General features: G+C 57.6%; 19 protein-coding genes and 1 pseudogene. 9 read left to right on the forward strand and 11 right to left on the reverse strand.

Annotation, left to right across the window (positions count from 1 at the left end):
- Positions 1-43 precede the first annotated feature (43 nt).
- The 3 genes from dnaE to nrdR all read left to right on the forward strand — a co-directional run bounded on the left by dnaE (position 44) and on the right by nrdR (position 5,644).
- On the forward strand, positions 44-3,607 hold the full coding sequence (dnaE, locus tag ACT7DV_RS12900; RefSeq protein ID WP_444663089.1) for a DNA polymerase III subunit alpha: 3,564 nt from the start codon (positions 44-46) through the stop codon (positions 3,605-3,607).
- A 111-nt stretch (positions 3,608-3,718) separates the two neighbouring features.
- On the forward strand, positions 3,719-5,071 hold the full coding sequence (gene hisD, locus ACT7DV_RS12905) for a histidinol dehydrogenase (RefSeq protein ID WP_444663091.1): 1,353 nt from the start codon (positions 3,719-3,721) through the stop codon (positions 5,069-5,071).
- A gap of 84 nt (positions 5,072-5,155) precedes the next feature.
- Positions 5,156-5,644: a transcriptional regulator NrdR gene (gene nrdR, locus ACT7DV_RS12910; RefSeq protein ID WP_060701968.1), complete on the forward strand. Its 489-nt coding sequence runs from the start codon at positions 5,156-5,158 to the stop codon at positions 5,642-5,644.
- Positions 5,645-5,724: 80 nt separating this feature from the next.
- Here nrdR and map read toward each other — a convergent pair whose 3' ends face one another.
- Positions 5,725-6,600 carry a type I methionyl aminopeptidase gene (map, locus tag ACT7DV_RS12915; RefSeq protein ID WP_444663093.1) on the reverse strand — a complete coding sequence of 292 codons (876 nt, stop codon included), beginning with the start codon at positions 6,598-6,600 and terminating at the stop codon, positions 5,725-5,727.
- Between the two features lie 134 nt (positions 6,601-6,734).
- Between map and ACT7DV_RS12920 the strand changes: the two genes are divergently transcribed.
- Positions 6,735-6,929 carry an SPOR domain-containing protein gene (locus tag ACT7DV_RS12920; protein ID WP_146275394.1) on the forward strand — a complete coding sequence of 65 codons (195 nt, stop codon included), beginning with the start codon at positions 6,735-6,737 and terminating at the stop codon, positions 6,927-6,929.
- Positions 6,930-7,030: 101 nt separating this feature from the next.
- On the opposite strand, the gene panB is transcribed toward ACT7DV_RS12920, so the two are convergent.
- Positions 7,031-7,867: a 3-methyl-2-oxobutanoate hydroxymethyltransferase gene (panB, locus tag ACT7DV_RS12925; RefSeq protein WP_444663096.1), complete on the reverse strand. Its 837-nt coding sequence runs from the start codon at positions 7,865-7,867 to the stop codon at positions 7,031-7,033.
- Positions 7,868-8,002: 135 nt separating this feature from the next.
- On the opposite strand from panB, the gene glnA (ACT7DV_RS12930) reads away from it, so the two are divergent.
- The 3 genes from glnA (ACT7DV_RS12930) to ACT7DV_RS12940 are packed head-to-tail and all read left to right on the forward strand — an operon-like array spanning position 8,003 to position 12,915.
- Positions 8,003-9,343: a type I glutamate--ammonia ligase gene (gene glnA / locus ACT7DV_RS12930; RefSeq protein ID WP_444663098.1), complete on the forward strand. Its 1,341-nt coding sequence runs from the start codon at positions 8,003-8,005 to the stop codon at positions 9,341-9,343.
- A gap of 53 nt (positions 9,344-9,396) precedes the next feature.
- The gene (locus ACT7DV_RS12935) at positions 9,397-12,423 is read left to right on the forward strand and encodes a bifunctional [glutamine synthetase] adenylyltransferase/[glutamine synthetase]-adenylyl-L-tyrosine phosphorylase (protein WP_444663100.1); all 3,027 of its coding nucleotides are present in this window, start codon (positions 9,397-9,399) and stop codon (positions 12,421-12,423) included.
- Positions 12,424-12,429: 6 nt separating this feature from the next.
- Positions 12,430-12,915 carry a DUF1990 family protein gene (locus ACT7DV_RS12940; RefSeq protein WP_444663102.1) on the forward strand — a complete coding sequence of 162 codons (486 nt, stop codon included), beginning with the start codon at positions 12,430-12,432 and terminating at the stop codon, positions 12,913-12,915.
- 36 nt (positions 12,916-12,951) lie between these two features.
- Here ACT7DV_RS12940 and ACT7DV_RS12945 read toward each other — a convergent pair whose 3' ends face one another.
- On the reverse strand, positions 12,952-13,143 hold the full coding sequence (locus ACT7DV_RS12945; protein WP_444663104.1) for a hypothetical protein: 192 nt from the start codon (positions 13,141-13,143) through the stop codon (positions 12,952-12,954).
- 284 nt (positions 13,144-13,427) lie between these two features.
- Positions 13,428-14,852: a type I glutamate--ammonia ligase gene (gene glnA, locus ACT7DV_RS12950; protein ID WP_146275384.1), complete on the reverse strand. Its 1,425-nt coding sequence runs from the start codon at positions 14,850-14,852 to the stop codon at positions 13,428-13,430.
- Between the two features lie 417 nt (positions 14,853-15,269).
- On the opposite strand from glnA (ACT7DV_RS12950), the gene ACT7DV_RS12955 reads away from it, so the two are divergent.
- Entirely contained in the window at positions 15,270-15,572 is a 303-nt protein-coding gene (locus ACT7DV_RS12955; protein ID WP_444663106.1) for an RDD family protein, read from the forward strand.
- A gap of 71 nt (positions 15,573-15,643) precedes the next feature.
- Here ACT7DV_RS12955 and ACT7DV_RS12960 read toward each other — a convergent pair whose 3' ends face one another.
- From ACT7DV_RS12960 to lipB, 3 genes and pseudogenes are all read right to left on the reverse strand, one after another.
- The gene (locus ACT7DV_RS12960) at positions 15,644-16,396 is read right to left on the reverse strand and encodes a DUF4191 domain-containing protein (RefSeq protein WP_146275382.1); all 753 of its coding nucleotides are present in this window, start codon (positions 16,394-16,396) and stop codon (positions 15,644-15,646) included.
- A 170-nt stretch (positions 16,397-16,566) separates the two neighbouring features.
- Positions 16,567-17,565, reverse strand: coding sequence for a lipoyl synthase (lipA, locus tag ACT7DV_RS12965; protein ID WP_444663109.1), 999 nt, complete (start codon positions 17,563-17,565; stop codon positions 16,567-16,569).
- A 32-nt stretch (positions 17,566-17,597) separates the two neighbouring features.
- Positions 17,598-18,263, reverse strand: a pseudogene (gene lipB / locus ACT7DV_RS12970) (lipoyl(octanoyl) transferase LipB); the annotation flags it as partial.
- A 234-nt stretch (positions 18,264-18,497) separates the two neighbouring features.
- On the opposite strand from lipB, the gene ACT7DV_RS12975 reads away from it, so the two are divergent.
- On the forward strand, positions 18,498-19,859 hold the full coding sequence (locus ACT7DV_RS12975; RefSeq protein WP_444663111.1) for a serine/threonine protein kinase: 1,362 nt from the start codon (positions 18,498-18,500) through the stop codon (positions 19,857-19,859).
- A 71-nt stretch (positions 19,860-19,930) separates the two neighbouring features.
- Here the strand turns inward: ACT7DV_RS12975 and ACT7DV_RS12980 are convergent, their stop codons facing one another.
- The 4 genes from ACT7DV_RS12980 to ACT7DV_RS12995 all read right to left on the reverse strand — a co-directional run bounded on the left by ACT7DV_RS12980 (position 19,931) and on the right by ACT7DV_RS12995 (position 25,369).
- A complete protein-coding gene (locus ACT7DV_RS12980; RefSeq protein WP_060701954.1) occupies positions 19,931-20,281 on the reverse strand; it encodes a hypothetical protein in 351 nt (116 codons plus the stop codon).
- 107 nt (positions 20,282-20,388) lie between these two features.
- Positions 20,389-22,077, reverse strand: coding sequence for a 2-oxoglutarate dehydrogenase, E2 component, dihydrolipoamide succinyltransferase (sucB, locus tag ACT7DV_RS12985; RefSeq protein WP_444663113.1), 1,689 nt, complete (start codon positions 22,075-22,077; stop codon positions 20,389-20,391).
- 116 nt (positions 22,078-22,193) lie between these two features.
- Positions 22,194-23,573: a dihydrolipoyl dehydrogenase gene (lpdA, locus tag ACT7DV_RS12990; RefSeq protein WP_061955390.1), complete on the reverse strand. Its 1,380-nt coding sequence runs from the start codon at positions 23,571-23,573 to the stop codon at positions 22,194-22,196.
- 284 nt (positions 23,574-23,857) lie between these two features.
- Positions 23,858-25,369 carry a leucyl aminopeptidase gene (locus tag ACT7DV_RS12995; RefSeq protein ID WP_444663114.1) on the reverse strand — a complete coding sequence of 504 codons (1,512 nt, stop codon included), beginning with the start codon at positions 25,367-25,369 and terminating at the stop codon, positions 23,858-23,860.
- Between the last annotated feature and the right edge of the window lie 205 nt (positions 25,370-25,574).

Genomic DNA, 25,574 nt, shown 5'->3' on the forward strand with positions numbered 1-25,574 from the left:
TTTGCTGAACCCCGCCAAGGGTTTTCATCGCTAGACTGGTTGGGTGAGTGCAACACGCGACGGATTCGTTCATCTTCATACCCATACCGAATACTCCATGCTGGACGGTGCTGCGCGTCTCGGCGAGCTTTTTGCCGAGGCCAATCGCCAGGGCATGGAGGCTTTGGCGATCACTGACCACGGTTATCTCTTCGGTGCCTTCGACTTCTGGCGGCAGGCAACTGGTGCTGGGGTGAAACCCATCATCGGCGTTGAAGCCTACGTCACTCCGGGCACTGCACGTGATGACAAGACGCGCGTCAAATGGCGCACCGACGAATCGCAAAAAGGCGACGACGTTTCCGGCGGTGGCTTGTACAACCACATGACGCTGTTGTCCTACAACAACGTGGGCATGAACAACCTCTTCAAAGGTTCCTCCCGCGCATCGCTGGACTCCGTCTTCGGAAAGTACCCTCGCTGGGACCGCGAGCTGCTCAACGAACACCACGAAGGCATTATTGCGACCACCGGTTGCCCTTCTGGCGAAGTGCAAACGAAACTTCGCTTGGGACAGTACGACGCGGCCAAGGCAGCGGCGGCTGAACTGCAGGACCTCTTTGGCAAGGAGAATTACTTCTGCGAGATCATGGACCATGGCCTGGAGATCGAGCGACGGATCACCAAGGACCTGCTGCGCCTCGCCAAGGAACTGAACATTCCGCTGGTCGCCACCAATGACCTGCATTACACGCACGAAGCAGACGCCAAGGCGCACGAAGCCTTGCTCGCGATCAACTCGGGCTCCACGCTTGATGAGCCGACCTATGATCAAGGCGGAAGCCGCTTCGCCTTCTCCGGCACCGGCTACTATCTGAAGAGCGCGCGCGAAATGCGCGAACTCTTTAAAGAATTTCCTGACGCGTGTGACAACACCCTGGAGATCGCAGACCGCGTCGAGGTTTCATTCGACACCAGCGCGAACTACATGCCAAAGTTCCCATGCCCACCGGGCGAGGATGAAACCAGCTGGCTGATCAAGGAAGTCGACAAGGGGCTTCACTACCGTTACCCCGACGGCGTGCCCGAAGCCTCGCGCAAGCAGGCTGACTACGAGCTCGACGTCATCATCAAGATGGGTTTCCCGGGCTACTTCCTCGTGGTGGCCGACTTTATCAACTGGTCCAAGGACCACGGGATCCGTGTAGGTCCCGGCCGTGGCTCCGGTGCAGGTTCCATGGTTGCCTACGCGATGCGAATTACCGACCTGGACCCGCTCAAGCACGGTTTGATCTTCGAACGCTTCTTGAACCCGGAACGTGTTTCCATGCCCGACTTCGACGTCGACTTCGATGATCGCCGTCGTTCTGAGGTCATCAAGTATGTGACCGAGAAGTATGGCGATGAACGTGTATCAATGATCGTGACCTACGGTTCCATCAAGACCAAGCAGGCCCTGAAGGACTCCTCGCGCGTGCTCGGATATCCATTTAGCATGGGCGAGACCCTGACCAAGGCGTTGCCACCGGCCGTGATGGCCAAGGACATTCCGCTCAACGACATCGAGAACCAGAACTCCAAGCGCTACGCGGAAGCAGGGGACTTCCGCAATTTGGTCGCCACCGACCCCGAAGCCGCACGAGTCTTCGAAACCGCCAAGGGACTTGAAGGCCTGAAGCGCCAATGGGGCGTGCACGCGGCAGGTGTCATCATGAGCTCCGATCCGATTATTGATGTGGTGCCAATCATGCGCCGCATCCAGGACGGCCAGGTTATTACCCAATTCGACTACCCAACCTGCGAAGGCTTGGGCTTGATCAAGATGGACTTCCTGGGATTGCGAAATCTCACCATCATCTCCGATGCGCTGGAGAACATCCGGTATAACACCGGCGATGAGATTGACCTGGAAACCCTGGGCATCGAGGATCCGGAAGCCTATAACTTGCTGGCCCGAGGCGATACCCTCGGCGTGTTCCAGCTCGATGGCGGCCCGATGCGCTCACTGCTGAAAATGATGCGCCCGGATAACTTCGAAGACATCTCCGCAGTGATCGCGCTGTACCGCCCGGGTCCCATGGGCGCCAACTCGCACACCAACTACGCTTTGCGCAAGACCGGGCTGCAGGAAGTTACCCCGATCCACCCCGAGCTCGCAGAGCCGTTGGCTGAAATCCTCGGTGGTACCTATGGCTTGATTGTGTACCAAGAGCAGGTTATGGCTATTGCCCAGAAGCTGGCTGGATACTCCTTGGGCCAGGCAGATATCTTGCGCCGAGCCATGGGCAAGAAGAAGAAGTCCGAGCTGGACAAGCAGTTCGCTGGCTTCAAGCAGGGCATGAACGACAACGGATATTCCGATGCTGCCGTGCAGACGCTGTGGGATATTTTGCTGCCGTTCTCCGACTACGCGTTCAACAAGGCACACTCGGCCGCCTATGGCGTGGTGTCGTATTGGACCGCATATTTGAAGGCGCATTACCCTGCCGAATACATGGCCGCGCTGCTGACTTCGGTCGGTGACGACAAGGACAAGCTGGCCCTGTACCTGAATGAATGCAGGCATATCGGTATTACCGTGTTGCCACCTGATGTGAACGAATCCGCCTTGAACTTCACTCCTGTGGGCAAGGACATCCGCTTCGGCATGGGTGCTATTCGCAACGTGGGCACCAACGCCGTGGCCGGCATCGTAGAAGCCCGCAAGGAAAAGGGGCACTACAACGATTTCAGCGATTTCCTGGGCAAAGTCCCTGCAGTTGTATGCAATAAGCGAACCGTTGAATCGCTGATCAAGGCCGGTGCCTTCGACTCGTTGAAGCACCCGCGCCGCGCGCTGGTAGCCATTCACGAAGAAGCTGTTGATTCAGTTATCCAGGTCAAGCGCAACGAGGCTGCCAACCAGTTTGATTTGTTCAGCGCGCTCGGCTCCGAAGAGGCTTCGGAATCCATGAGCGTGGCCATTCCGGACTTGCCCGACTGGGACAAGAAGGAAAAGCTCGCGTACGAACGCGACATGCTGGGCCTGTACGTTTCGGATCACCCATTGCAGGGACTGGGGTCCGCCCTGGACCAGTACGCGGACATGCCGGTGACCCATGTTCTCTCGGATGACGGCCCGCAGGACGGGCACATCATCTCCATTGCGGGCATGATTTCAGGTTTGCAGCGCCGCATCGCCAAGAAGAGCGGCAATCCCTATGCGCGCTGTGAAATCGAAGACCTCTCTGGTTCGATGGAAGTGATGTTCTTCGGACAGGCCTACCAGCCGATTGCGGAGATCCTGGCCGATGACCTGATCGTGGTGATCAAGGGACGCGTCCAGCGGCGCGACGACGGCTCGATTACGTTGAACGCCCAGGAAATGATGATTCCCGAAATTTCAGAGGACGCCAATGGCGGCCCTGTGGTGATCGGCATCCCGACGCACAAGGCCACCGAATCGTTGGTTCAACGCCTTGGCGACGTGCTCAGGACCCACAGCGGGAACACCGAAGTGCGCGTTAAGCTCACCGGTAGCCGAGGGACGTCGCTGATGCGCCTGGGGATGAACTTCCGCGTCAACCCGAATCCAGCGCTCTTTGGCGACTTGAAGGTCCTGCTTGGCCCGCACTGCTTGGATGTGTAGCGCCGGAAATCAGCCAGTTTGTTGACCTGTCAGTTCCCATAATGGTGGCTTGAATGACCGGGTGAGGTAATCAATAAAACCTCACCCGGTCATCGGCGTTAAACTAGGTAGGTGAGCACAATTCCAGAGACCGAATTTTCAGACCTCGCCACCATCGACTGGCGCAACGAATCCCTGAGCTATGCACAGCTCAAAGCTCATTTGCCGCGTCCCGAGATGAACACGCAAACCGCTACCGAGACCGTGCAGGCGATTATCGATGACGTCCGCAGTCGTGGCATGCAAACTCTCAAGGATCTTGCCAAGAGATTTGACCATGTGGATCTGGACCACACGCGCGTCCCCCAGCATGAGCTGGATCGGGCCCTTGAAGAACTTGATCCGCAAGTCCGCCTGGCCCTGGAAGAGTCCATTGACCGTGCCCGGGTATTTGCCGCAGCCCAGCGCCCACAGGACACGGAAGTGAACTACGCCAATGGCGCAACGGTAACCCAGCGTTGGGTCGCCGTACGTCGCGTTGGGTTGTACGTGCCAGGTGGCCTGGCCGTGTATCCATCCTCGGTCATCATGAACACCGTGCCGGCCCAGGCCGCCGGCGTTGCTTCCATTGCGCTGGCAAGCCCGCCGCAGCAAGAATTCGGGGGACTGCCACACCCAACCATCTTGGCTGCTGCCAAGTTGCTGGGCATTGATGAAGTCCACGCCATGGGCGGGGCGCAGGCCGTGGCCGCCTTCGCCTACGGTGTTGAGGTCGAAAATGACGAGCGTGGCGGGATCGAACCGGTTGACGTGATCTCCGGGCCGGGCAACGTTTTTGTGGCCACTGCCAAGCGCCTGGTTAAGGGCGTCGTCGGCATTGATGCTGAAGCCGGCCCTACAGAAATTGCGATCCTTGCCGACCAGGGCGCGGATCCCAGATTTGTCGCTGCCGACATGATCTCCCAAGCGGAACACGACGCCAACGCCGCTGCGGTGCTGATAACCGACTCTGCACAACTAGCATGCTCGGTACGAGGCGAACTGCTCAAGCAGGTTCCGGCCACGAAGCACTCCGAGCGTGTTCGCCAGGCCTTGTCAGGAACCCAGTCAGCCATCATCCTGGTCAAGGACTTGGAACAGGGCATCGAGGTCTGCAATGCCTATGCGGCCGAGCACCTTGAAATCATGGTCAGCGATCCAGAATCTACGGCGGCACGCATTACCGCTGCCGGAGCAATTTTCGTAGGACCGTATGCCCCGGTGTCACTAGGGGACTACTGCGCCGGATCAAATCACGTACTTCCCACCAACGGCACTGCCCTGCACGCCTCGGGCCTGAACGTGAATACCTTCTTGAAGGCAATCCAGGTGATCAATTACAACAAGGCCGCGCTTGGCGATGTGGCTGCGCACGTGATCAATCTGGCCAACGCTGAGGACCTGCCAGCGCACGGCGACGCTGTCGCAGTGCGAAACGCGCAATAGACGCTAAACTGGTAGGTGACATGAGTGGATTCTCGTCACACGTGAATAACCGAGAATGCTTCGATAGCTACAGATGGAGGTGCCGTGAATTGCCCGTATTGCCGTAATGCTGATTCCCGCGTGGTCGACAGCCGAGTTGCTGATGACGGCGTGTCCATCCGCAGGCGTCGCCAGTGCACCGCGTGTTCTCGGCGCTTCACTACCACTGAGACAGCGAGCCTCAGCGTGCTCAAGCAGTCCGGTGCCGTGGAGCCATTCTCGCGCAATAAGGTCATCAACGGCGTGCGCAAAGCCTGCCAGGGCCGCCCGGTTACCGACCACGATCTGGCGATTCTTGCTCAAGAAGTGGAAGAAGCTGTGCGTACGTCGGGAGCGGCCGAAATTCCGGCGCACCAGGTGGGCTTGGCCATCCTTGAACCGCTGTCGCGTTTGGACGAAGTGGCTTATCTGCGATTTGCCAGCGTTTATCACAATTTCCAGTCGTTGACTGATTTTGAAAACGCGATCGGACGACTGCGCGACCGCCGAAGCAACACTCCGCAGGGCAACCAGCGGCCGCTGACCGCGGAGTGACAACGTAATAAAGAATGAGCAAGGCCGGCGTTCAATCCCCACTGGGAGATGAATGCCGGCCTTGCTCTTTCATACGAGGGCTATGGGAGAGTCAGAATTTCCGCGCCGTTGTCGGTCACCAGCAGGGTGTGCTCGAACTGCGCGGTTCGCTTCTTGTCCTTGGTCGTTACGGTCCAGTCATCCGCCCACATGTCCCATTCAATAGTTCCAAGGGTGAGCATCGGCTCAATGGTGAAGACCATGCCCGGCTCAATCAGCGTGTTGTAGGCCGGGGCCGCATCGTAATGCGGGATGATCAAACCCGAATGGAAGGACTCGCCCACGCCGTGGCCGGTGAAGTCCTTGACCACGCCGTAGCCAAAACGCTTGGCATAAGTTTCAATGCTGCGGCCAATTACGTTGATTTCACGGCCAGGCATGACGGCCTTGACGGCACGCTTCAGCGAGTTCTCCGTGCGTTCAACCAACAAGCGCGATTCTTCGTCGACGTCACCGACCAGGAACGTAGCGTTATTATCGCCATGAACGCCACCAATGTAGGCAGTGATATCTATGTTGATGATGTCGCCATCCTGGAGCACAGTGCTATCAGGGATGCCGTGGCAGATCACCTCATTGAGCGAGGAGCACAGGGACTTCGGGAAGCCGCGGTAGCCGAGCGTCGAAGGGTAGGAGTTGTGGTCCATGAGGAACTCGTGGCCAACACGATCCAATTCGTCCGTGGTGGTTCCGGGCTGGCACGCTTTGCCAACCTCTTGGAGGGCCTGTGCCGCGATCCTGGAAGCCACGCGTATGCGTTCAATGACTTCGAGGCTCTTGACTTCCGACGCAGTATTCTCCGACGGTTCTTTTTTGCCCACGTACTCAGGTCGCTCGATATGTTTCGGGACCGGAAGCTCGGGGGAGATGGTGCCGGCGGTGAGGTTTCCAATGGGTGCGGTTGAAGCTGTAGCCATAGAACTTATTCTAGCTTCACCCGGGTTTTGGCTTGCTCAGGATTGGCCGTGGCATAGGGTGGTGTTCCACCTATTTTTCTCGTGGTGGTCTAACGTGGAGATGGAAGTACCAACCTAGAATTGAGGAGTTTCCAATGAGCTCAGCTGGCACCCCTGGTGAAGGCCAGTACTGGTATAACGTTTCCACCAAGAGCGTGGAAAAGGGACCCCAGTCGGATTGGTCGCAATTATTAGGTCCATATGAGTCCGCTGCGGAAGCAGAAGCCGCAATGAGCAAAGTCCAGGCGCGCAATGAGGCGTGGGATGAGGCCGAGGAAAACGACGAGTAGTCCAAAAGGCCCATCGCCCTGTAGGCAACGGCAAAGGCGGTGCCCGGAACCAGATCAAAACTTGGTTCGGGGCACCGCCTTTGGCGTACGGCGCGAAGGGGCTATTCCTTGAATTCGTACTCTTCCGAGGGGAACGAACCGGAAATGACGTCCTGGCGGTATTCGCTGACGGCCTGTCCTATGACGCTGCGAAGATCGGCGTACTTTTTGACGAATCGAGGCGTGCGGCGCGCGCCGAGGCCCAGCATGTCCTGCCAAACCAGCACTTGGCCCGTAGTGGAAGCGCCTGCGCCAATGCCGATGGTCGGAACCCTCAAGGCGGCGTCAATTTCGGCTGCAGCCGTGCTTGGCACCATCTCCATCAAGATGCAGAAGGCTCCCGCGTCCTGCAACGCCAGTGCATCAGCCTTCATTTGAGCCATGGCATCGCCGCGGCCCTGAACTCGGAATCCTCCAAGAGCGTGCTCTGACTGCGGAGTGAACCCGATGTGGCCAATGACCGGGACGCCGGCGAGAACCATGGCGCGAACATGTTCCGCATACTGGGCGGTGCCCTCCATCTTGACGGCTTGGGCGCCGCCCTCTTTCATGAGGCGAACTGCAGTCTCAACCGCTTGTGCAGGAGATTGCTCGTAACTTCCGAAGGGCAGATCTGCAACCACCATGGCTCGTTGGGCGCCATTTGCCACGGCCTTGGTGAAGACCACCATTTCGTCGAGGGTGATGGGCAGCGTTGAGTCATAGCCAATGACCGTATTGGCTGCTGAATCGCCAACCAGCAGGATCTCGATGCCGGCAGAATCGAAAATTTCGGCCATCATTACGTCGTAGGCAGTTAACATCGCGAATTTTTCACCGCGATTTTTTGCCTGCTGCAAATGATGAATTCGGATGCGGGATGGGCCTTTCTCAGGATTCCCTAGGTAAGGTTGAGGCATAAAATGACTTTATCGTACTTGAACTGGGCGATGCTTACTGGATGCCCCGGTGGGAACCGATATAGTGTTGCCACAGGTCAATTTTCTTACCGGCCGTAATCAGTGCCGGTATTAGAAATTCAAAGGTGGTGGAAAATGGATCGTCAGCAGGAATTTGTGCTGCGCACCATTGAAGAACGTGATGTTCGATTTGTGCGAATGTGGTTTACCGACGTCGTTGGATCACTGAAATCCGTGGCGTTGGCTCCTGCTGAAGTTGAAGATGCCTTTGAAGAGGGTCTGGGCTTCGACGGTTCGTCCATTGACGGGCTTTCCCGGATCTCGGAATCTGACATGCTGCTTCAACCGGATCCGTCCACTTTCCAGATTTTGCCATGGCGAGGTGAGGTCGAGCCGACCTCTCGCATGTTCTGCGACATCCTGACACCAGAGGGGCAGCCATCCAGTGCTGACCCCCGCCAGGTTCTCAAGCGCCAGCTGGGCGAAGCCTCCGATATGGGCTTCACGTGCTACACCCATCCAGAAATCGAGTTCTACCTTCTGGAATCCTCGGAGCTGGATGCCAACGGGCGCCCGCGTCCCATCGACACCGGTGGCTACTTCGACCATGTGCCCGACGGCGTAGGACAAGATTTCCGCCGGGCATCCGTGACGACTTTGGAAGCGCTGGGCATTTCGGTGGAGTTCTCCCACCATGAAACCGGCCCAGGCCAGAATGAAATCGACCTGCGCTACGCGGATGCCCTGCAAACAGCCGATAACATCATGACCTTCCGCACTGTCATCAAGGAGATGGCAATGCAGAAGGGGATTCATGCCACCTTCATGCCCAAGCCCTTCTCTGAGCACCCGGGCAGCGGCATGCACACGCACTTCTCGCTCTTCGAGGGAGACAGCAACGCCTTCTTTGAGGCTGGGCGCGAATACCAGCTCTCTGATGTTGCCCGCTCATTCATTGCAGGCATATTGCACCATGCCCCGGAAATGACCGCGATCACCAATCAGTACGTGAACTCGTACAAGCGTTTGTGGGGCGGGGGAGAAGCCCCAAGCCACCGTTCTTGGGGCCACAACAACCGATCAGCACTGCTGCGTGTTCCGCTGTACAAGCCGGGCAAGGGGCAAAGCGCTCGAGTTGAGTACCGCGGCATCGACTCTGCGGCCAACCCGTACCTTGCCTACGCCTGCCTATTGGGCGCTGGCCTGAAGGGCATCCGTGAAGGCTACGAGCTCGAAGAGCCAACCGAGGATGACGTCTGGAACCTGTCCACCGCTGAGCGCCGTGCTTCGGGCCACGTGCCGTTGCCAGGCAGCCTGCATGAAGCGCTGCGAGTGATGGAAGAGTCCGAATTCATGGCCGGGATCCTCGGTGAACAGGTATTCAACTCCTTCATCTCAAACAAGAAGGCCGAATGGGAAGAATACCGCCAGGTCGTGACTCCCTACGAGCTCAATAAAAATCTAAGTATCCTCTAGAAATGTTGCCGTGTGCCCGCACACGGCGACTTGCGGGAGAAACAAGAATCACCATGCCGGACGTATCCTCGCGATCATTGATCAACGCTGGTTTCAGCGATATAGAACGGGCCAAGAAATTCCTTCAAGCCAAGGAACTGGCACCGATTGATCCGAAATTGATCGTGAGCAAGATGGCTCATGCGCCCGATCCTGACCAGGCCCTGCTTTTGGCCCTGCGCCTGGTTGACCGCCATCCTGAAGCCATCGATATCTTCATGGACCCGGAGAGCTGCCAAGGGCTGGTCCGAATACTGGGCAGCTCTTCGGCGCTCGGTGAATTCTTGATACGTTGCCCCCAGGCGCTCGACACAGTCCGCACGGCGCCATCGGCAGAGTTCGTGCAGGCCACCAGCGAGCACCTGGTGCAGAACATGCTCGCATCCATCGATGCCCAGCGCACCAGCCGAGGCCATTGGGTCTCCTCGGTTACCGGTGCCGAAGCCAGGCAACGTTTGCGAACGAGCTACCGGATGGCACTGCTCTCCTTGGCGCACCGTGATCTGGGCTCGGGCAACCCGCAACGAATCCTGCCGAACGTCGCGGCCGAGCTGGCCGATATGGCCGGAGCGGCGCTGGAAGGCGCACTGGCGATTGCCCGCGCTGAGGTAGCTGAACAGTACGACCCGTTTGACGTAGACCGCGTTAACATCGCCATTATCGGCATGGGCAAATGCGGCGCCCGAGAGCTCAACTACATTTCAGATGTGGATGTCATTTACGTCCACGGTTCTGCGCCGGGCATTGAAGAGGACCTGGCAGCGGCCATTGCCACCGTGATTTGCGGGAATACTGCCCGCGCCCTGATGGTCCCGGGCCCCGAGCCGATGCTCTGGGAAGTGGATGCGAATCTGCGCCCAGAAGGCAAAGACGGGGCGCTCACCCGAACTTTATCCTCCCATGAGGCCTACTACCGCAGGTGGGCACATTCGTGGGAGTTCCAGGCGTTGCTCAAGGCCCGCTGTATCGCCGGCGACACAGAACTCGGTCGTTCCTACGAGCGCATGGTCTCGCCCATGGTCTGGTCCAGTTCCGAACGGGATGGCTTCGTTGAATCTGTTCAAGCCATGCGTCGACGGGTCAGCAACAACATCGACAAGGACGACGTTGCGTGGCAAATCAAACTCGGCCCAGGCGGCCTGAGGGATGTTGAATTCACCGTCCAGCTTCTCCAGCTGGTTCACGGCCGTGTAGATCCGGATATCCAGATTCCCACGACCACCTTGGCAATCCAGGCCATGAGCGAGATTGGCTATATCGGGCGCGAAGACGCAACGAATTTTGATGATTCGTACCGCTTCTTGCGGCTGCTGGAACACCGAATTCAGCTGAACCAGCTCCGGCGGACCCACCTGATGCCACGCGTGGAAAGCGCACAGCGAGTTCTGGCACGCTCGATTCGCGGTGCCGGGGATCTGCAGCCGACAAGCCCAGAGAAGCTCATGCGCCGCTGGAGCGAGACCAAGCGCATGGTGCGTTCCCTCCACGAACGGATTTTCTACCGCCCCTTGCTGGTCAGCAGCTCCAATCTCTCGGCAGACGACGTCAAGCTCACAGCCGAATCTGCACAAGCGCGCCTTCGCGCTCTGGGTTATTTGGATCCCAAGGCGGCCATGCGCCATATTGAAGCGTTGACCGGGGGAGTATCCCGCAGGTCCTCGTTGCAACGCCAGCTGTTGCCCGTTCTGCTGGACTGGTTCGCCCGTGGAGTTGATCCCGACGCCGGGCTGCTGGGCTTCCGGCGGTTGAGCGAGTCGCTGGGCAAGTCCCATTGGTTCCTTGGCATGCTGCGCGATACCAACGCGGCGGCGGAGCGGCTGAGCCATTTGCTTTCCAACACCCGCTTCTTGACCGATTTGCTGGCTAATGAACCGGCCGCCGCCGCGTGGCTGGGCTCGGATGCGTCCTTGATGCCACAGAACCTCGAAAGCCTGTTGCAGCAGAACCAGTCGATCATTCACCGCACCAAGCAGCCCGAAAGCGCCATTCGGATGATCCGCATGGTGCGCCGGCGTGAGTTCTTGCGTGTGGCCCTGGCTGATGGCGCGGGTCTGCTGTCGGTCGATGAAGTGGGCAAGGCCCTGTCGAATATTGATGGAGCAATGGTCGACGGCGTGCTTCAGGTGCTGCTCGCTGCAGACCGCCAAAAGCATGGCGAACACGCCGTAATTTCAGTGATCGCGATGGGGCGCCAAGGGGGGCAGGAAATCGGCTACGGCTCCGATGCCGACGTATTGTTCATTCAGCGTCCGCTTCCCGCAGCTGAGGCCCAAGCGGCGCAGGAGCAAGCTTTGCGCGTGGTGACCGAGCTCGTTTCGTGGACTTCCAAGCCTTTGAAGCCGGCAATTCCTGCTGAAGTGAAACTCAGGGTCGATTCGGACTTGCGTCCCGAAGGACGCCAGGGAATTCTGGTTCGGTCCATCGATGCCTATGCAAGCTATTACGAGCGTTGGGTTGAGGTCTGGGAGCGGCAGGCCCTGCAGCGAGCGCGTCCCTTCGCCGGTGATGCCGCTCTGGCGCAGGACTTCATCGACCTGATCAAGCCCGTGCGCTACGGCAAAGGCCTGGACGACAACGAAATCCGGGACATTCGCAAGATCAAGGCACGTGTTGAATCTGAAAGGCTTCCACGCGCCGCTGATCCCAATCGCCATTTGAAGCTAGGCCGCGGTTCGCTGTCCGACATTGAATGGCTAGTTCAGTTCTACCAGCTCCAGCACGCATGGAAACATGAGACGCTGCAAACCACCTCGACCCTGAAAGCCCTGGAAGAGCTGGCGAAGCTGGAGTTCATCACCGAGGAGGACAGCGAACAGCTCGCAGTCGCCTGGCGGTTGGCAACGCGTATTCGAAGCGCCGAAATCATCACCTCGGGACGCTCCAGCGATGTCCTGCCAAGTTCATCGAGGGATATGGAAGCTGTAGCACGATGGTGCGGCTATGAGCCGCACTTCGGCGTTGAGCTAGAGGAAGATTACCTGCGCGCCACTCGTCATGCCCGAAGCGTTTTTGAACAGCTCTTTTATGGCTTCGAAGACTGACTCAGCATGTCGCTGACCCGCATCCAGCAAGAGCATTGGGCCCCGACAACCACCACCCACCGGGTTTGGCAACGGCGGCATTACCTGGGCTCTGGTGACTTAGTGTGGAGCGAAGCTGCCGAGTCGCTCATGCGCTGGGAAATAAAAACCCGCAGCGGGTTTGTCGTGCAACCGCAAGAACCGGTGCGAATGGGCGCACGTCCCCAGCTCAGTGCCGTGCTCGGGCCCATAGCCATCGACGAGCCCATTGAAGTGGTGGATACAGTCCACAGCGCTGACCGCGTGGGATTCGCCTATAAGACCAGCCCTGGGCATCCCGTCAGTGGCGAGGAAGCTTTTATTCTCACGCGTAGCGCTGCCCACGTCTTCCTGGAGATCCGTTCTTTGACCGCGCCTTCTGATCTTCTTGGGTGGCGGGTCGTATTTCCATTGCTATTGGTGGCGCAAAAATTCACGCGGTGGCGGTATGGCAGAGCGCTAACCCTCAAATGATGATACGTGGCCGCCGAGTCATTCGTTGCTTGAATTTCAAATTCTGGCGCGTGCCGCAGAGGGTTTCAGCCGTTGCTGCCCATCGGGTCCGTCCACGTGGATCCGCTCGGCAGGTTTCAGCGCTTTAGTGCGCAGCGCATTGGCCACAACGATCCCTTGGGCGGAGGGTTCTAAGATTGCCAGCTCGCTGGTTGCGTCGCCGAAGTTCCCGTCGAGCGTCCACGCCACGGCTGCATTAGCTCCTTGATTCCACGTTCTTGCAAGAGCCCGTCACCGTCCGCATATTCGCAGGCATTGGAAATGGCGTGGCCTGGGACATGGCGGGGCAGGACCCTGCTCTAGTCTTCAGCGATTGGTTCAAGATAGCCGACTATTTCTCCGTCGTCGCGTTGTCCGCTGATCCACTGGGAAATGTCCATGGCCTACAGGCTTGCAAAGCAAAAAAGCTGGGTCCCACCAATGGTGGGGCCCAGCTTTTGACTAACTAATCCGCGATTACCGCAGGATCGGAATTAGCAACCGTAGTACAGCTCGAACTCGTATGGGTTCGGGCGCAGGCTCAGTGGCTTGATTTCGTTTTCACGCTTGTACTCGATCCAAGTCTGGACCAGGTCCTCGGTGAAGACGCCGCCTTCGAGCAGGAAGTCGTGGTCGGCTTCCAGTGCCTTCAGTGCATCTTCAAGGCTCTCCGGAGCGCGCTGGATGTCCTTGGCTTCCTCGGCGGGAAGCTCGTAGAGGTCCTTGTCGATTGGCTCTGCTGGTTCGATGCGGTTCTTGATGCCGTCCAGGCCAGCCATCAGCTGGGCTGCGAAAGCCAGGTAAGGGTTGGAAGAAGCATCCGGTGCGCGGAATTCGATGCGCTTCGCCTTGGGGTTCGAACCGGTGATCGGGATACGGATACCTGCCGAACGGTTACCCTGCGAGTAAACCATGTTCACTGGAGCCTCGAAGCCCTTGACCAGTCGACGGTAGGAGTTCACAGTTGGGTTGGTGAAGGCAAGCACTGCATCAGCGTGCTTCAGCAGGCCACCGATGTACCAGCGAGCGACGTCGGACAGGCCAGCGTAGCCCTTTTCGTCGTAGAACAGCGGGTCGCCGTTGGACCACAGCGACTGGTGCACGTGCATGCCCGAACCGTTGTCGCCGAAGACTGGCTTTGGCATGAAGGTTGCGGACTTGCCCCAGGCGTCTGCCACGTTCTTGACTACGTACTTGAAGAGCATCAGCTCGTCAGCGGCGTGAACCATGGTGTTGAACTTGTAGTTGATTTCAGCCTGGCCAGCAGCGCCAACTTCGTGGTGGCTGCGCTCGACCTCAAGGCCAGCCTTGTCCAGCTCAACGCAGATAGCGTCACGCAGGTCAGCCTGCTTGTCAGTTGGTGCAACTGGGAAGTAGCCGCCCTTGAAAGCGGTCTTGTAACCCTGGTTGCCGCCTTCTTCCTTGCGGCCGGTGTTCCATGGAGCTTCATCGGAATCGATCGAGTAGAAAGCGCCTTCTGGCTTCGACTCGTAGCGAACGTCTTCGAAGATGAAGAATTCTGCTTCTGGAGCGAAGAATGCGGTATCGGCGATTCCGGTGGATTCGAGGTAAGCTTCGGCACGCTCTGCAACGCCACGTGGATCGCGGTGGTAAGGCTCACCGGTACGTGGGTTGATGATCGAGAAGTTGAATGCCAAGGTCTTTTCGATGCGGAATGGATCGATGAAACCGGTGGTGACATCTGGGATCAACTGCATGTCTGATTCAGAGATGCCAGCGAAGCCGCGGATGGACGAACCATCGAAGAGCTGGCCGTTGACGAAGAAGTCGGCATCAACAGACTTTGCTGGCACGTTGAAGTGCTGCTGTACGCCTGGAAGATCGGTGAAACGGATATCGACGAACTTGATGTCCTCATCGGCAATATATGCCAAGACTTCTTCTGGACTGGTAAACATGTGCAGGTGACTCCCTGGTGAGATATGAGAATTGGTAAACAGAACGATCAGACAGAATGAGCTGGCTGGTTCCCTTGCTTACGTATAGAGCTTACCCACAATCCATTTCTGAATGGTGTCTCTATTGTTTCCAGCCTGTTACAAGGGTGAGGCTCGGGCGTATCGTATTGCGCTGATTTGGGACGATGCAGTTCGTAACAAACTGACTTGGAGTCTTGGCGGGCTCAGACAGGGCAAATTGAGCCCGAACTGATGCACAGAATCCCTCGATAGACTGTAGCGGTGGAAAGAAAAGACTTCAGTTCGTGGCTTGAAGGCCCGCCACAACATAACTCGCAGGAGTGGCCTGGACAGGATCTAGGCCGACCGGACAAGGGCGCCGGGTCAATTGGAAGATTCCCTCGCAGGATTGGAGCATTGTGCATCGACTGGGGACTGTCCATGCTGCTGAGCTGGTGGCTCTTCAACTTCAATGACCTTGCAACCCTGTTGCTGTTTTGCGTCGGGCAGATTATTGGCGTCGGATTCACCGGTCATACTATTGGCCATCGGACCTTTGGCCTTCAAGTGCAGTCAATGGACGGAAGTGCGGTGAAGCCCTTGCAGGGGTTGATTCGCTCGCTGCTTCTTTGCCTGGCCATCCCGGTCTTTGTTACCGATAAGGATCAGCGGGGATTGCACGATCGGCTACCGAAGACCATCTTGGTTAACATCAAATAATTCAAATGCGCCAGAACAACGAAGAAGCCGCAACAGGGAATCCTGTTGCGGCTTCTTATGTATTGAGGTTTTTAGCGACCGCGGGTTGCGCGGCGGTTAGGCCGAACGCGGGTGGGGTCTACGCCCTTGGGGATCGGCAGGCGATTTGCAGTCAGGGTGCTCAGTCGCTTGTCGATGGCACTGACCTCGAGCTTGGTGATGGACTTGGGAAGCTTCTTCATTTCCTTGCTGACATCAACCAAGCTGGTCTGGTCCGCGTCCTGTCCTGCATGGATCACGTGAACTGGCACGTTCGGCAGAACACGGGCAATGCGCTTGCGTTCCGAGGCGACGAGTTCGCGAACTCGCGACTTAGGCCCTTCGGTGACCAGGACGATGCCTGGGCGGCCAATGGCGAGGAAGACCAAATCCTGGTGACGGTTATAGGCGACTGGTTCCTGCTTGAGGATCCATCCGCGACGCAGCACGCTCATGGCTGCACCTGCAGCACCTGGGCGTCCTTCTAGCTGGGAGAAGGCAGCTTTTTCAGCCCGGCGGGACATGATGAACATCGCCGCAAGAAGAGCCAAAGGAATGGAAATGATCAACATGGTGATCCAGTTGTTGATCAAGATACCGATAACCAAGCAGACTGCGATTACAGCCAAGGCAGCCAATGCCATCCACCAAACGACCATAGGGTCGTTGCGGCGCGTCATCTGGAAGACTTGGCCGATTTGCTTCAGCCGGCCTGGTTCTTTGTTCTTTTTCTCAGCTTTTGGTTTACGCGAAAACAAACCGCGCTTTGGTTGCGCAGCAGCGTCGTTGTCGGAGTTTTTGGCCATAGTGCCTCAATTCTACGCGATGTTGACGATAGTTCTAAGTCGCGCTGGATCACGAGCGAAATTTTTTTGGTGCATATGTCGCTAGCAAGATGGCAGACAACCCCGCAGCCATGGCGTGTGAGATGCCAGGGGGCTGCGGGGTCGTGGTCTGCGGAACGTTCAATCGATCATCATTTGATCAGGGATGCTGCTTCCTGACGCGTGTTCCCGGAAGACTCGATGTGGGAGAGAGCCTCTGGAATTTCGCGACCCTTCTTGCGCATCGCTCCGGCCCACAACCGTCCTGCACGGTAGGAAGAGCGGACCAGCGGACCAGACATGACACCGGCAAATCCGATTTCTTCTGCCTCTTGCTGCAGTTCAACGAATTCTTGTGGGGTGACCCAGCGGTCCACTGGAAGGTGGAGATCGGTGGGGCGAAGGTACTGCGTCAGGGTCAACAGGTCGCAACCGGCTTCGTGCAGGTCGCGCATGGCCTCGGAAATTTCTTCGCGGGTTTCGCCCATACCGAGGATCAGGTTCGACTTGGTGATCAGTCCACGCTTGCGTCCGTGCGAAATGACGTCCATGGAACGGTCGTAGCGGAAAGCGGGACGGATGCGCTTGAAAATTCGAGGAACGGTCTCGACGTTGTGGGCGTAGACTTCCGGGGCCGAATCGCAGATGGCGTCCAGGTTCTCTGGTTTTCCGCTGAAGTCCGGGATCAGCAATTCGACACCGGTGGTTGGGTTCATCTTGTGGATCTGGCGAACCGTCTCCGCATACAGCCACACGCCCTCATCTTCGAGGTCATCGCGGGCCACGCCAGTGACGGTTGCGTAGCGAAGATCCATCTTCTTCACGCTCATCGCAACCTTGAATGGTTCGGAGCGATCGATTGGTGATGGTTTACCGGTAGCGATCTGGCAGAAATCGCAGCGGCGGGTGCACTCGGAACCACCGATGAGGAAAGATGCTTCACGGTCTTCCCAGCATTCAAAGATGTTTGGGCAGCCTGCTTCTTCGCAGACGGTGTGCAGTCCTTCGGACTGTACGAGATTCTTTAGGCCTACGTATTCGGGACCAATGTTTAGTTTGGCTTTGATCCACTCGGGCTTACGCTCCACTGGTACGGCAGCGTTGCGCTTTTCAACGCGAAGCATGCGGCGGCCTTCAGGTGCGACGCTCATTATCGGCTCTTTCTTTCGGAGGGAATGATTGTCTAGACGACTTGTGGGGTGAGGAGACGTTCGAGTTCGGTCTGGACTCGGTCGACAACGTCTTCCGGGGTTACGGTTCGGCCGAGCTCTTCCGAGATGGAAGTGACTCCTGCATCGGTGATACCGCAAGGAATGATTTGTTCGTAGGCCGCTAGCTCGTTGGAACAGTTCAATGCAAAACCGTGCATGGTTACTCCGTGGCTGATACGAAGTCCGATGGCTGCGATTTTTCGGTCTTGTTCGCCGTTTTTGCCGGGAACCCAGACACCTGAGCGGCCTTTGATCTGCGCCGTGGCAATGCCCATGTCGCTCACGACATTGATCAGCGCTTCTTCGATGGTTTCCACATAAAGTCGTATCGCGCTCATTTTGCGAAGTTTGACGATGGGGTAGCCAATAAGTTGTCCTGGCCCGTGCCAGGTGAGCTTGCCGCCTCGATCCACGTCTACGACAGGGGTTCCGTCTAACGGGAGATCTTCGGGTTCAGTTCTTTTGCCTGCGGTGTATACCGCTTCATGCTCCAGGAACAGGACTCTCGGGGACTGTTCGTCCGCGGCTACCGCATCATGTAACTGGATTTGGTAGTCCCAGGCTTCCATGTAGGGCACAAATTTTGAGCCAAGTCCGACTCGTTCGAATTCGATCGCCATGAAGGTTACCCTACGCCGTTGTCCCGCTGGTCGCTAATTCGATAGATGACAGCAAACTTGTGGATAACGAACTTGTGTTTTCCGTTTTTGAACTACAACGGAGCTATGAATGAATCAACAAATGTTCTTGCGTGGCCTTTGAGCTCTGGACATGTCACAGTTAGACCATTAAGTACCAAGTCACCATGTAAAGTTTGGCTAATCCGCAGGGAGAGTGACCAAACTTACATGGTGCTAAAACTTAGTTTGACTATGGAAGATGTCTCGTCCTTGAGGCAGAATTCGGTCACTCGGTCGCGGAAATATGTCGTCGATTTTTACGGCACGCTCTCGACCCAACTGGGCGATGGTTTGATCATGGAATATTGCCCGGGCGGAAGCATCGGCGACCTCGTGAACAGTCGAGGTGTTTTCAGCCTGGGCGAATGCATCACTGCGTTGGCTCCCGTGGCGCAAACGCTATCGATGATGCACGCAGAGGGTATTCGCCATGGGGACATATCACCGGCAAACGTTTTGCTGACTGCAAGCGGCATGCCAAAGATTATTGACTTTCAGGAGTCCGCCTCAGATGCCCAATCGTTGTCGGGCGCTGGCACGCCAGGATATATGGCTCCAGAAATAGTTCCTGGCGGACGAGAACTATTGGTGGGGGAGCAGGACGTCTACTCCCTGGGCGCCTGCTTATGGTTCCTCTTGGCAGGCAAGCCACCGGATGCGCAAAACATTCGGCCACCGGTGCAGGTCAAGTTTCCAAGTATTCCGCAGATCATCCAAGACCTATTGATTGATTGCCTCAACCCGGATCCACATGAACGACCAAGCGCCGAACAATTTGCGAGGACGCTGTTCTCTAGCGCCCACGCTGAACCTATCAGGTGGGAAGGCCACGTTTCGCCGGAAGCTACCCATCTGATGGAAACCATACATCCAGATATCCTGTCCCAGCATAGGGCCAGAGGACGGCGGGGGAGGAAACAAGCATCATTGACACCACAAGACCAGGGGCAGCCTGAAAATTGGGCTGTTCATCCGCTTTGGCGGACCCCTGGAGCCATGAAAATTGTTGGTGCCGGTGTGATGGGTATTGCGGTATTGGCCGGAAGCCTTGTAGGCGTCAACCATCTGCGCGCGGCGACAGCCTCTGATACGGGATCTGAACCGTCGGCACCGGTTGAATCCTCGTGCCGCATCAATGATGTCGCCCAAGTTCCAGCGTGCGCTTTGAACCAGGACACCATTGTCTCGGCCTTCCTGAGCCTGACGCAACGGCGTGATCAGGCCATGAGCAAATTGGCGGCTGGGGACTTGAAAGCCATTTACGCACCTGGCTCTGAGCAGCTGGAGCGGGATCTGGAAACGATCAAAACGCTGCGGGAAATGGATCTGAGTTTTAAGGGTTTGGCGACGCAGCTTCGAAATGTTTCCGTTGTTGCTCGTGGCCAAGGGGATGCCGTGATTCTGGCTGCGGATTCAACCCAAGGCGAATACCACTATGTCGATCGCAAGGGAAAACAAATTCACACGGTCAAGGCTGCCCAGACTCAGCGGATCGAAATTGAACTGGTGCTTTCAGAGCACGGCTGGAAAATCGGCAAGGTTCTTCGCCATTAAATGCAGGAACCGCAATCCCATGCATGCTCAGCGCATCGGATTGCGGTTCCTGTAGCGGATCCTAATAAGGATTAGGACCAGAGGGTCGCCACTGCGATATTGATGAAGGCCATGCCTCCAACAGCATGAGCAATGCCCGTCGACACTTCTTCGCCAGCCTTGATCTTCTTGCGGCCGATAAACGCAGCTACAGCGATCACGATGGCGATGACCAGCTTCACGCCAATCTTTGCATGGTTGACCGGGTCAGTGCCGGCTTCAGCAATACCCACGAGTGCCAATCCGGTCACCAGCTGAACGAGGGCGCCGTACCACTGCCAGACACTGACGGTAGGGGTCTTGAAGTTAGCTAGCCAGCCACCGAAAATCGCGGCTGCACCAAGTACATGCACAAATACCAAAATGAGTTTCAGGAATTCCATAGTCCTAGCCTAATCTAAATTCGACTGAACGTAGAAAAGCGACGATCGCCCCTGCTGATTCCTCAGCAGGGGCGATCGTCGCTATGGCTAGAAGCCCTATTAGGAGCTTAGAGTCCCAAGTCTCCCTCGAAAGCGCCACCCTCAAGGCGAGCCTTGACGGTTTGCAGGAAGCGGCCTGCGTCAGCGCCGTCAACCAGGCGGTGATCGTAGGTCAGGCACAGGTACATCATGTGGCGGATGGCAATCGAATCGTTGCCATCTGCATCGGTGATGACCATTGGACGCTTGACGATCGCACCGGTGCCCAGGATAGCTACCTGAGGCTGGTTGATGATCGGGGTGTCGAACAGTGCGCCAACCGAGCCGATGTTGGTGATCGAGAAGGTGCCGCCGGACAGCTCATCTGGACCGATCTTGTTGCTGCGGGTACGTGCAGCAACGTCGGCGATGCGCGAAGCCAGGCCAGCCAGGTTCAGGTCACCAGCGTTCGAAACCACTGGAACCAACAGGCCCTTGTCGGTATCGACTGCGAAGGCCAGGTGCTCGGCATTGTGGTAGGTGATCTGCTGGGTCTCTTCGTTGTACTCAGCGTTCAGCTTCGGGTGAGCCTTCAGGCCTTCGGCGACAGCCTTGGCGATGAATGGCAGGTAGGTCAGGTTCACGCCGTTGGTGGCCTTGAAGCTGGCCTTGGCCGAACCGCGCAGCTTGACGATGCGGGTCATGTCGATCTCGTGGACCTGGGTCAGCTGAGTCGATACGTCCAGGGACTCGCGCATGCGACGGGCGATGACCTGACGGATGCGTGGAGCCTTCTCGGTGGTACCGCGCAGCGAGGAAACCTCAACCGCTGGTGCAGCTGGCTTTGCAGCAGCTGGTGCGGCGGCAACAGGAGCGGCCGGTGCAGCAGCTTCCTTGGCGGCAACTGCGTCAAGCACGTCCTGCTTGCGGATGCGACCGCCAACGCCGGTGCCCTTGACCGAAGCGATGTCGATGTCGTGCTGGTTGGCAAGGCGGCGAACCAGCGGGGTTACATAACCCGACTCGTTGTTCGACTCGGCAGCTGGAGCAGCTGGAGCAGCTGGTGCCGGCGCTGCAGGAGCGGCCGGGGCCTCTTCCTTTGCAGGCGCTGGAGCAGCAGCTGGTGCTTCTTCCTTGGCTGGGGCAGCGGCAGGTGCAGCGCCAGCGGCACCGATCACTGCGAGCACGGCGCCAACTTCAGCGGTCTCGTCTTCTGGAACGCGAATTTCCAGCAGAGTCCCGGCTACTGGCGAAGGAACTTCGGTGTCAACCTTGTCGGTGGAAACTTCGAGCAGCGGCTCGTCAACGGCGACTTCCTCGCCAACTTCCTTCAACCAGCGGGTAACGGTACCTTCGGTGACCGATTCGCCCAGTGCAGGCAAAGTGACCTCGGTGCCGGAAGCGGAGCCAGCTGCAGCTGGTGCAGCAGGTGCTTCTTCCTTGGCTGGTGCTTCCTGAGCAGCTGGTGCAGCAGGTGCTTCTTCCTTGGCTGGTGCTTCCTGTGCAGCTGGTGCAGCTGGAGCAGATTCGCCCGAACCGGAACCATCGCCAATGCGGACCAGAGGCGCGCCAACTTCAGCGTCCTCGTCCTCTGCGACAAAAATTTCCTCGATGACGCCAGCTACTGGCGAAGGAACTTCAGTGTCTACCTTGTCGGTGGAAACTTCCACCAACGGCTCGTCTACCTCTACACGGTCGCCAACTTGCTTCAGCCAGCGGGTTACCGTACCTTCGGTAACGCTTTCACCCAGTGCGGGTAGGTTTACGGTTTCAGACATCGTCCCGTATCTCCTTGGTTTTTAAAACTTGAATTGTGGGTGGAGGCGGAGCCTCCGAGCTTTGTGGACTAGGCAGCGCGTTGCAAAAACGCGCTGCCTAGGTGAGCCAAAAGCTATTAGCCGTGCAGTGGAGCACCGGCGAGAGCCATTGCGGCTTCGCCAAGGGACTCGTTCTGAGTTGGGTGGGCGTGAATCAGCTGCGAAACATCCTCTGGGTAAGCTTCCCAGTTGACGATCAGCTGAGCTTCGCCGATCTGCTCGCCGATACGGCCGCCGATGCCGTGAACGCCCACGATCGGGCCGTTCTTGACGCGAACCATCTTGATCAGGCCGCTGGTGCCCAAGATCGAAGACTTGCCGTTGCCAGCCAGGTTGTATTCGGTGGTTTCGATCTGGTCGGCGCCGAACTTCTCCTTAGCCTTTGGCTCGGAGTAGCCAACCGAAGCGATCTCCGGCTCGCAGAAGGTCACCTTCGGGATGTTGATGTCCTCGATGATGGTTGGCTTCATGCCGTGGATTTCCTCGGCAACGAAACGGCCATGCTGGTAACCGCGGTGTGCCAGCTGTACGCCTGGGACGATGTCGCCAATTGCGTAGATGTTGCCGACGCCGGTGTGCAGGCGTTCGTCGGTGATCACGAAGCCGCGATCGATGGTGACACCCTGCTCCTCGAAGCCCAAGCCTTCGGTGACTGGGCCACGGCCGACTGCAACCAGAACGATGTCTGCTTCCAGGACGTTGCCGTCAGCCAGCGAGACCTTGACGCCGTTGGCATCCTGCTCGACCTTTTCGAAGAAGACGCCGGTGTTGAACTTGATGCCGCGCTTCTTGAAAGCGCGCTCCAAGGTCTTGATGATGGCTGGGTCTTCGTTCGGCACGAGCGAAGGCAGGCCTTCAACGATGGTGACATCGACACCGAAGGAGTTCCATACCGATGCGAATTCAACGCCGATGACGCCGCCACCGAGCACGATGGCGCTCTTTGGCAGGTCTTCCATGTTCAGCGCTTCGGTGCTGGTCAGCACGCGGCCGCCGATTTCCAGACCGAAGGTCTTGGAGGTGGAGCCGGTTGCCAGGATGATGTACTTGCCCTTGTAAACGGTGCCATCAACGTCGATGGAATCCTGGGAGACAAGACGGCCGTTACCAGTGATAACGTTGACCTTCTTCATCTTGAGCAAGCCCTGCAGGCCCTTGTGCTTTCCAGCAACAATGCCTTCCTTGTACTTGCGCACGCCAGCCAAGTCGATCGACTCCAGCGTGGTGTTGATGCCGTACTTGGCACCTTCGCGAGCGTTTTCAGCCAACTCTGCAGCGTGCAGGTAGGCCTTGGTTGGGATGCAGCCGGTGTGCAGGCAGGTGCCGCCCAGCTTTTCTTTTTCAATCAATCCAACGGTGTAGCCCAGCTGGATGGCACGCAATGCTGCCGAGTATCCAGCGGATCCACCGCCGAGGATGAGGACATCAAATTCTTGCGTTGCTGCCGAATCGGCCACGTGAACGCTCCCTCGTATTCGCTAAGTGTGGCCGGCTTTGGCCGACCAGGGGATCGGTCGCAGATCATTGGGAGCATGACGCCTGTTAGCGCGCACCATTGATCCACGGTGATGTTTCAAAACTTACCTTAGTACCGCCAACCGGAAAGAGTCACCTTCGCGGGCGTAAAAGTCAGGCATGTCTCTTATTTTTAATCTGTTCCCGGCAGCAATCGCAGGTGTGCGTTGATGCCGGGAACACTTTTGTTTCAGCGCAGGCCAATCAGTGAGCTGTCAGGCGGTCATTAATTTGAGGCGAGCTGCTCTGCGTAGGCTACGAGCGTGCGCACCTGCGAGCCGGTGCCGTTCTTCGGCGTGTAGCCCCAGGCACTGCCTTCATTGAATGCTGGACCAGCGAAGTCAATGTGAGCCCACGGAATCTTCTTGCCGTCGACCTCGCCAACAAATTCTTCCAGGAATACGGCGGCGGTCATCATGCCACCCATGCGCTCACCAATATTTGCCAAGTCGGCTACCTGGGACTCAATGCTTGGACGCAGTTCCTCGGGCAGCGGCATGCCCCAGGCCAATTCGCCAACCTTGTCCGAAACGGACACGAGATCGTCCCGCACCTGCTCGTTGCCCATGATTCCCGCGGTGCGCAGACCCAAAGCAAGCATCTGGGCGCCAGTCAGGGTAGCGATGTCGATCATGACATCTGGCTTTTCCAAGCTGGCGGCAGCCAACCCATCGGCCATGACCAGGCGGCCTTCTGCATCCGTATTCAATACCTCAACAGTCTTGCCGCCGAACATGGTCAGCACGTCTCCCGGACGGGTCGACGCGCCACCGGGCATATTCTCAGCCAGGCACAGCCATGCAGTGACCTTGACGTTCAAGCCCAACTCCGAGATGGCAGCGACGGCCTGGAAAGCCGCAGCGGCGCCGGACATGTCCGACTTCATGGCGTGCATGCCGGCAGCTGGCTTCAGCGAGGTGCCGCCGGTATCAAAAGTGATGCCCTTGCCGATCAGCGCAATATGCTTAGCGGCCTTGGCAGGGGAGTACTCGACCTTGACCATGCGAGGCTGGCGCACCGAACCGCCGCCGACGCCAAGCAAACCGCCAAAGCCGTCCTTGGCCAAGCGCTTCTCATCGAAGACCGTGACCTTCAACGGCAGTGGCTTTGAGTAGTCCTTGACTGCAGTTGCGAAGGATTCTGGGTACAGTAGGTTTGCCGGGGCATTGATCAGGTCGCGCGTGCCGCGGACTGCGCGGCCGAGAATGGCAGCGCGCTTGAGCGCTGCGGGGACGTCTTTGGAAGTCGCGACGGCGGTGGCGATCTGCGCCTCGGCCAGCACCGGCTTGTCGCTCTTCTTCGAGCGCTGGTTCTCGTAGCGGTAGCTGCCCAGGGCAATGCCTTCGGCAATAGCCGCCACGCGCTCGACGCTTTCGGAAGGCAGCGCGAAGATGGCTGTTTTGGCATTGCTGAGCTGACGTGCAGCTGATCCGGCCGCACGGCGAAGCTGTTCGTCGGTCAGGTCGGACAATTTCGCGATGCCCAGGCCAATGAACAATAGGACCTTTGCCTTAGAACCCTCTACTCCTGGAAGCAGGGTAGCTTCATCGGCTTTCCCTGACATCCCCAAGGCAGTCAGCGACTGCTCTAGCGACGATGTGGTTTCCGAGGTGAACGGTGAAGCTGCGATGGTTGCTTTTCCATCGTTCTTCAGCACGCCCAATACCAAGGTGTCGGCGCTCTTGCGTTTAATGTCAGTGCCAATGGCGCTCAAAGTGAGGTCACTTGAGTTGATCACAAAATCATTCCTTCTGTGCCTTTGTAGGGTCTAAGGTCAAGAATTCCGGAATGGTAATCCGGAAGGTAGTGCATGCTCGCGGGCAACGCATCTGCTATCTCCGATGTTATCCGAGGAATCAGTTCATCGTGCGTCACTTCACAGCGAGCGTAAGCGCAGAAGCGATAGTATGTAATATCGCTCTGAATATGGGGTGCCAAGCAGT

This window comes from Glutamicibacter sp. TV12E, from assembly GCF_052441935.1.
Taxonomy (GTDB): domain Bacteria; phylum Actinomycetota; class Actinomycetes; order Actinomycetales; family Micrococcaceae; genus Glutamicibacter.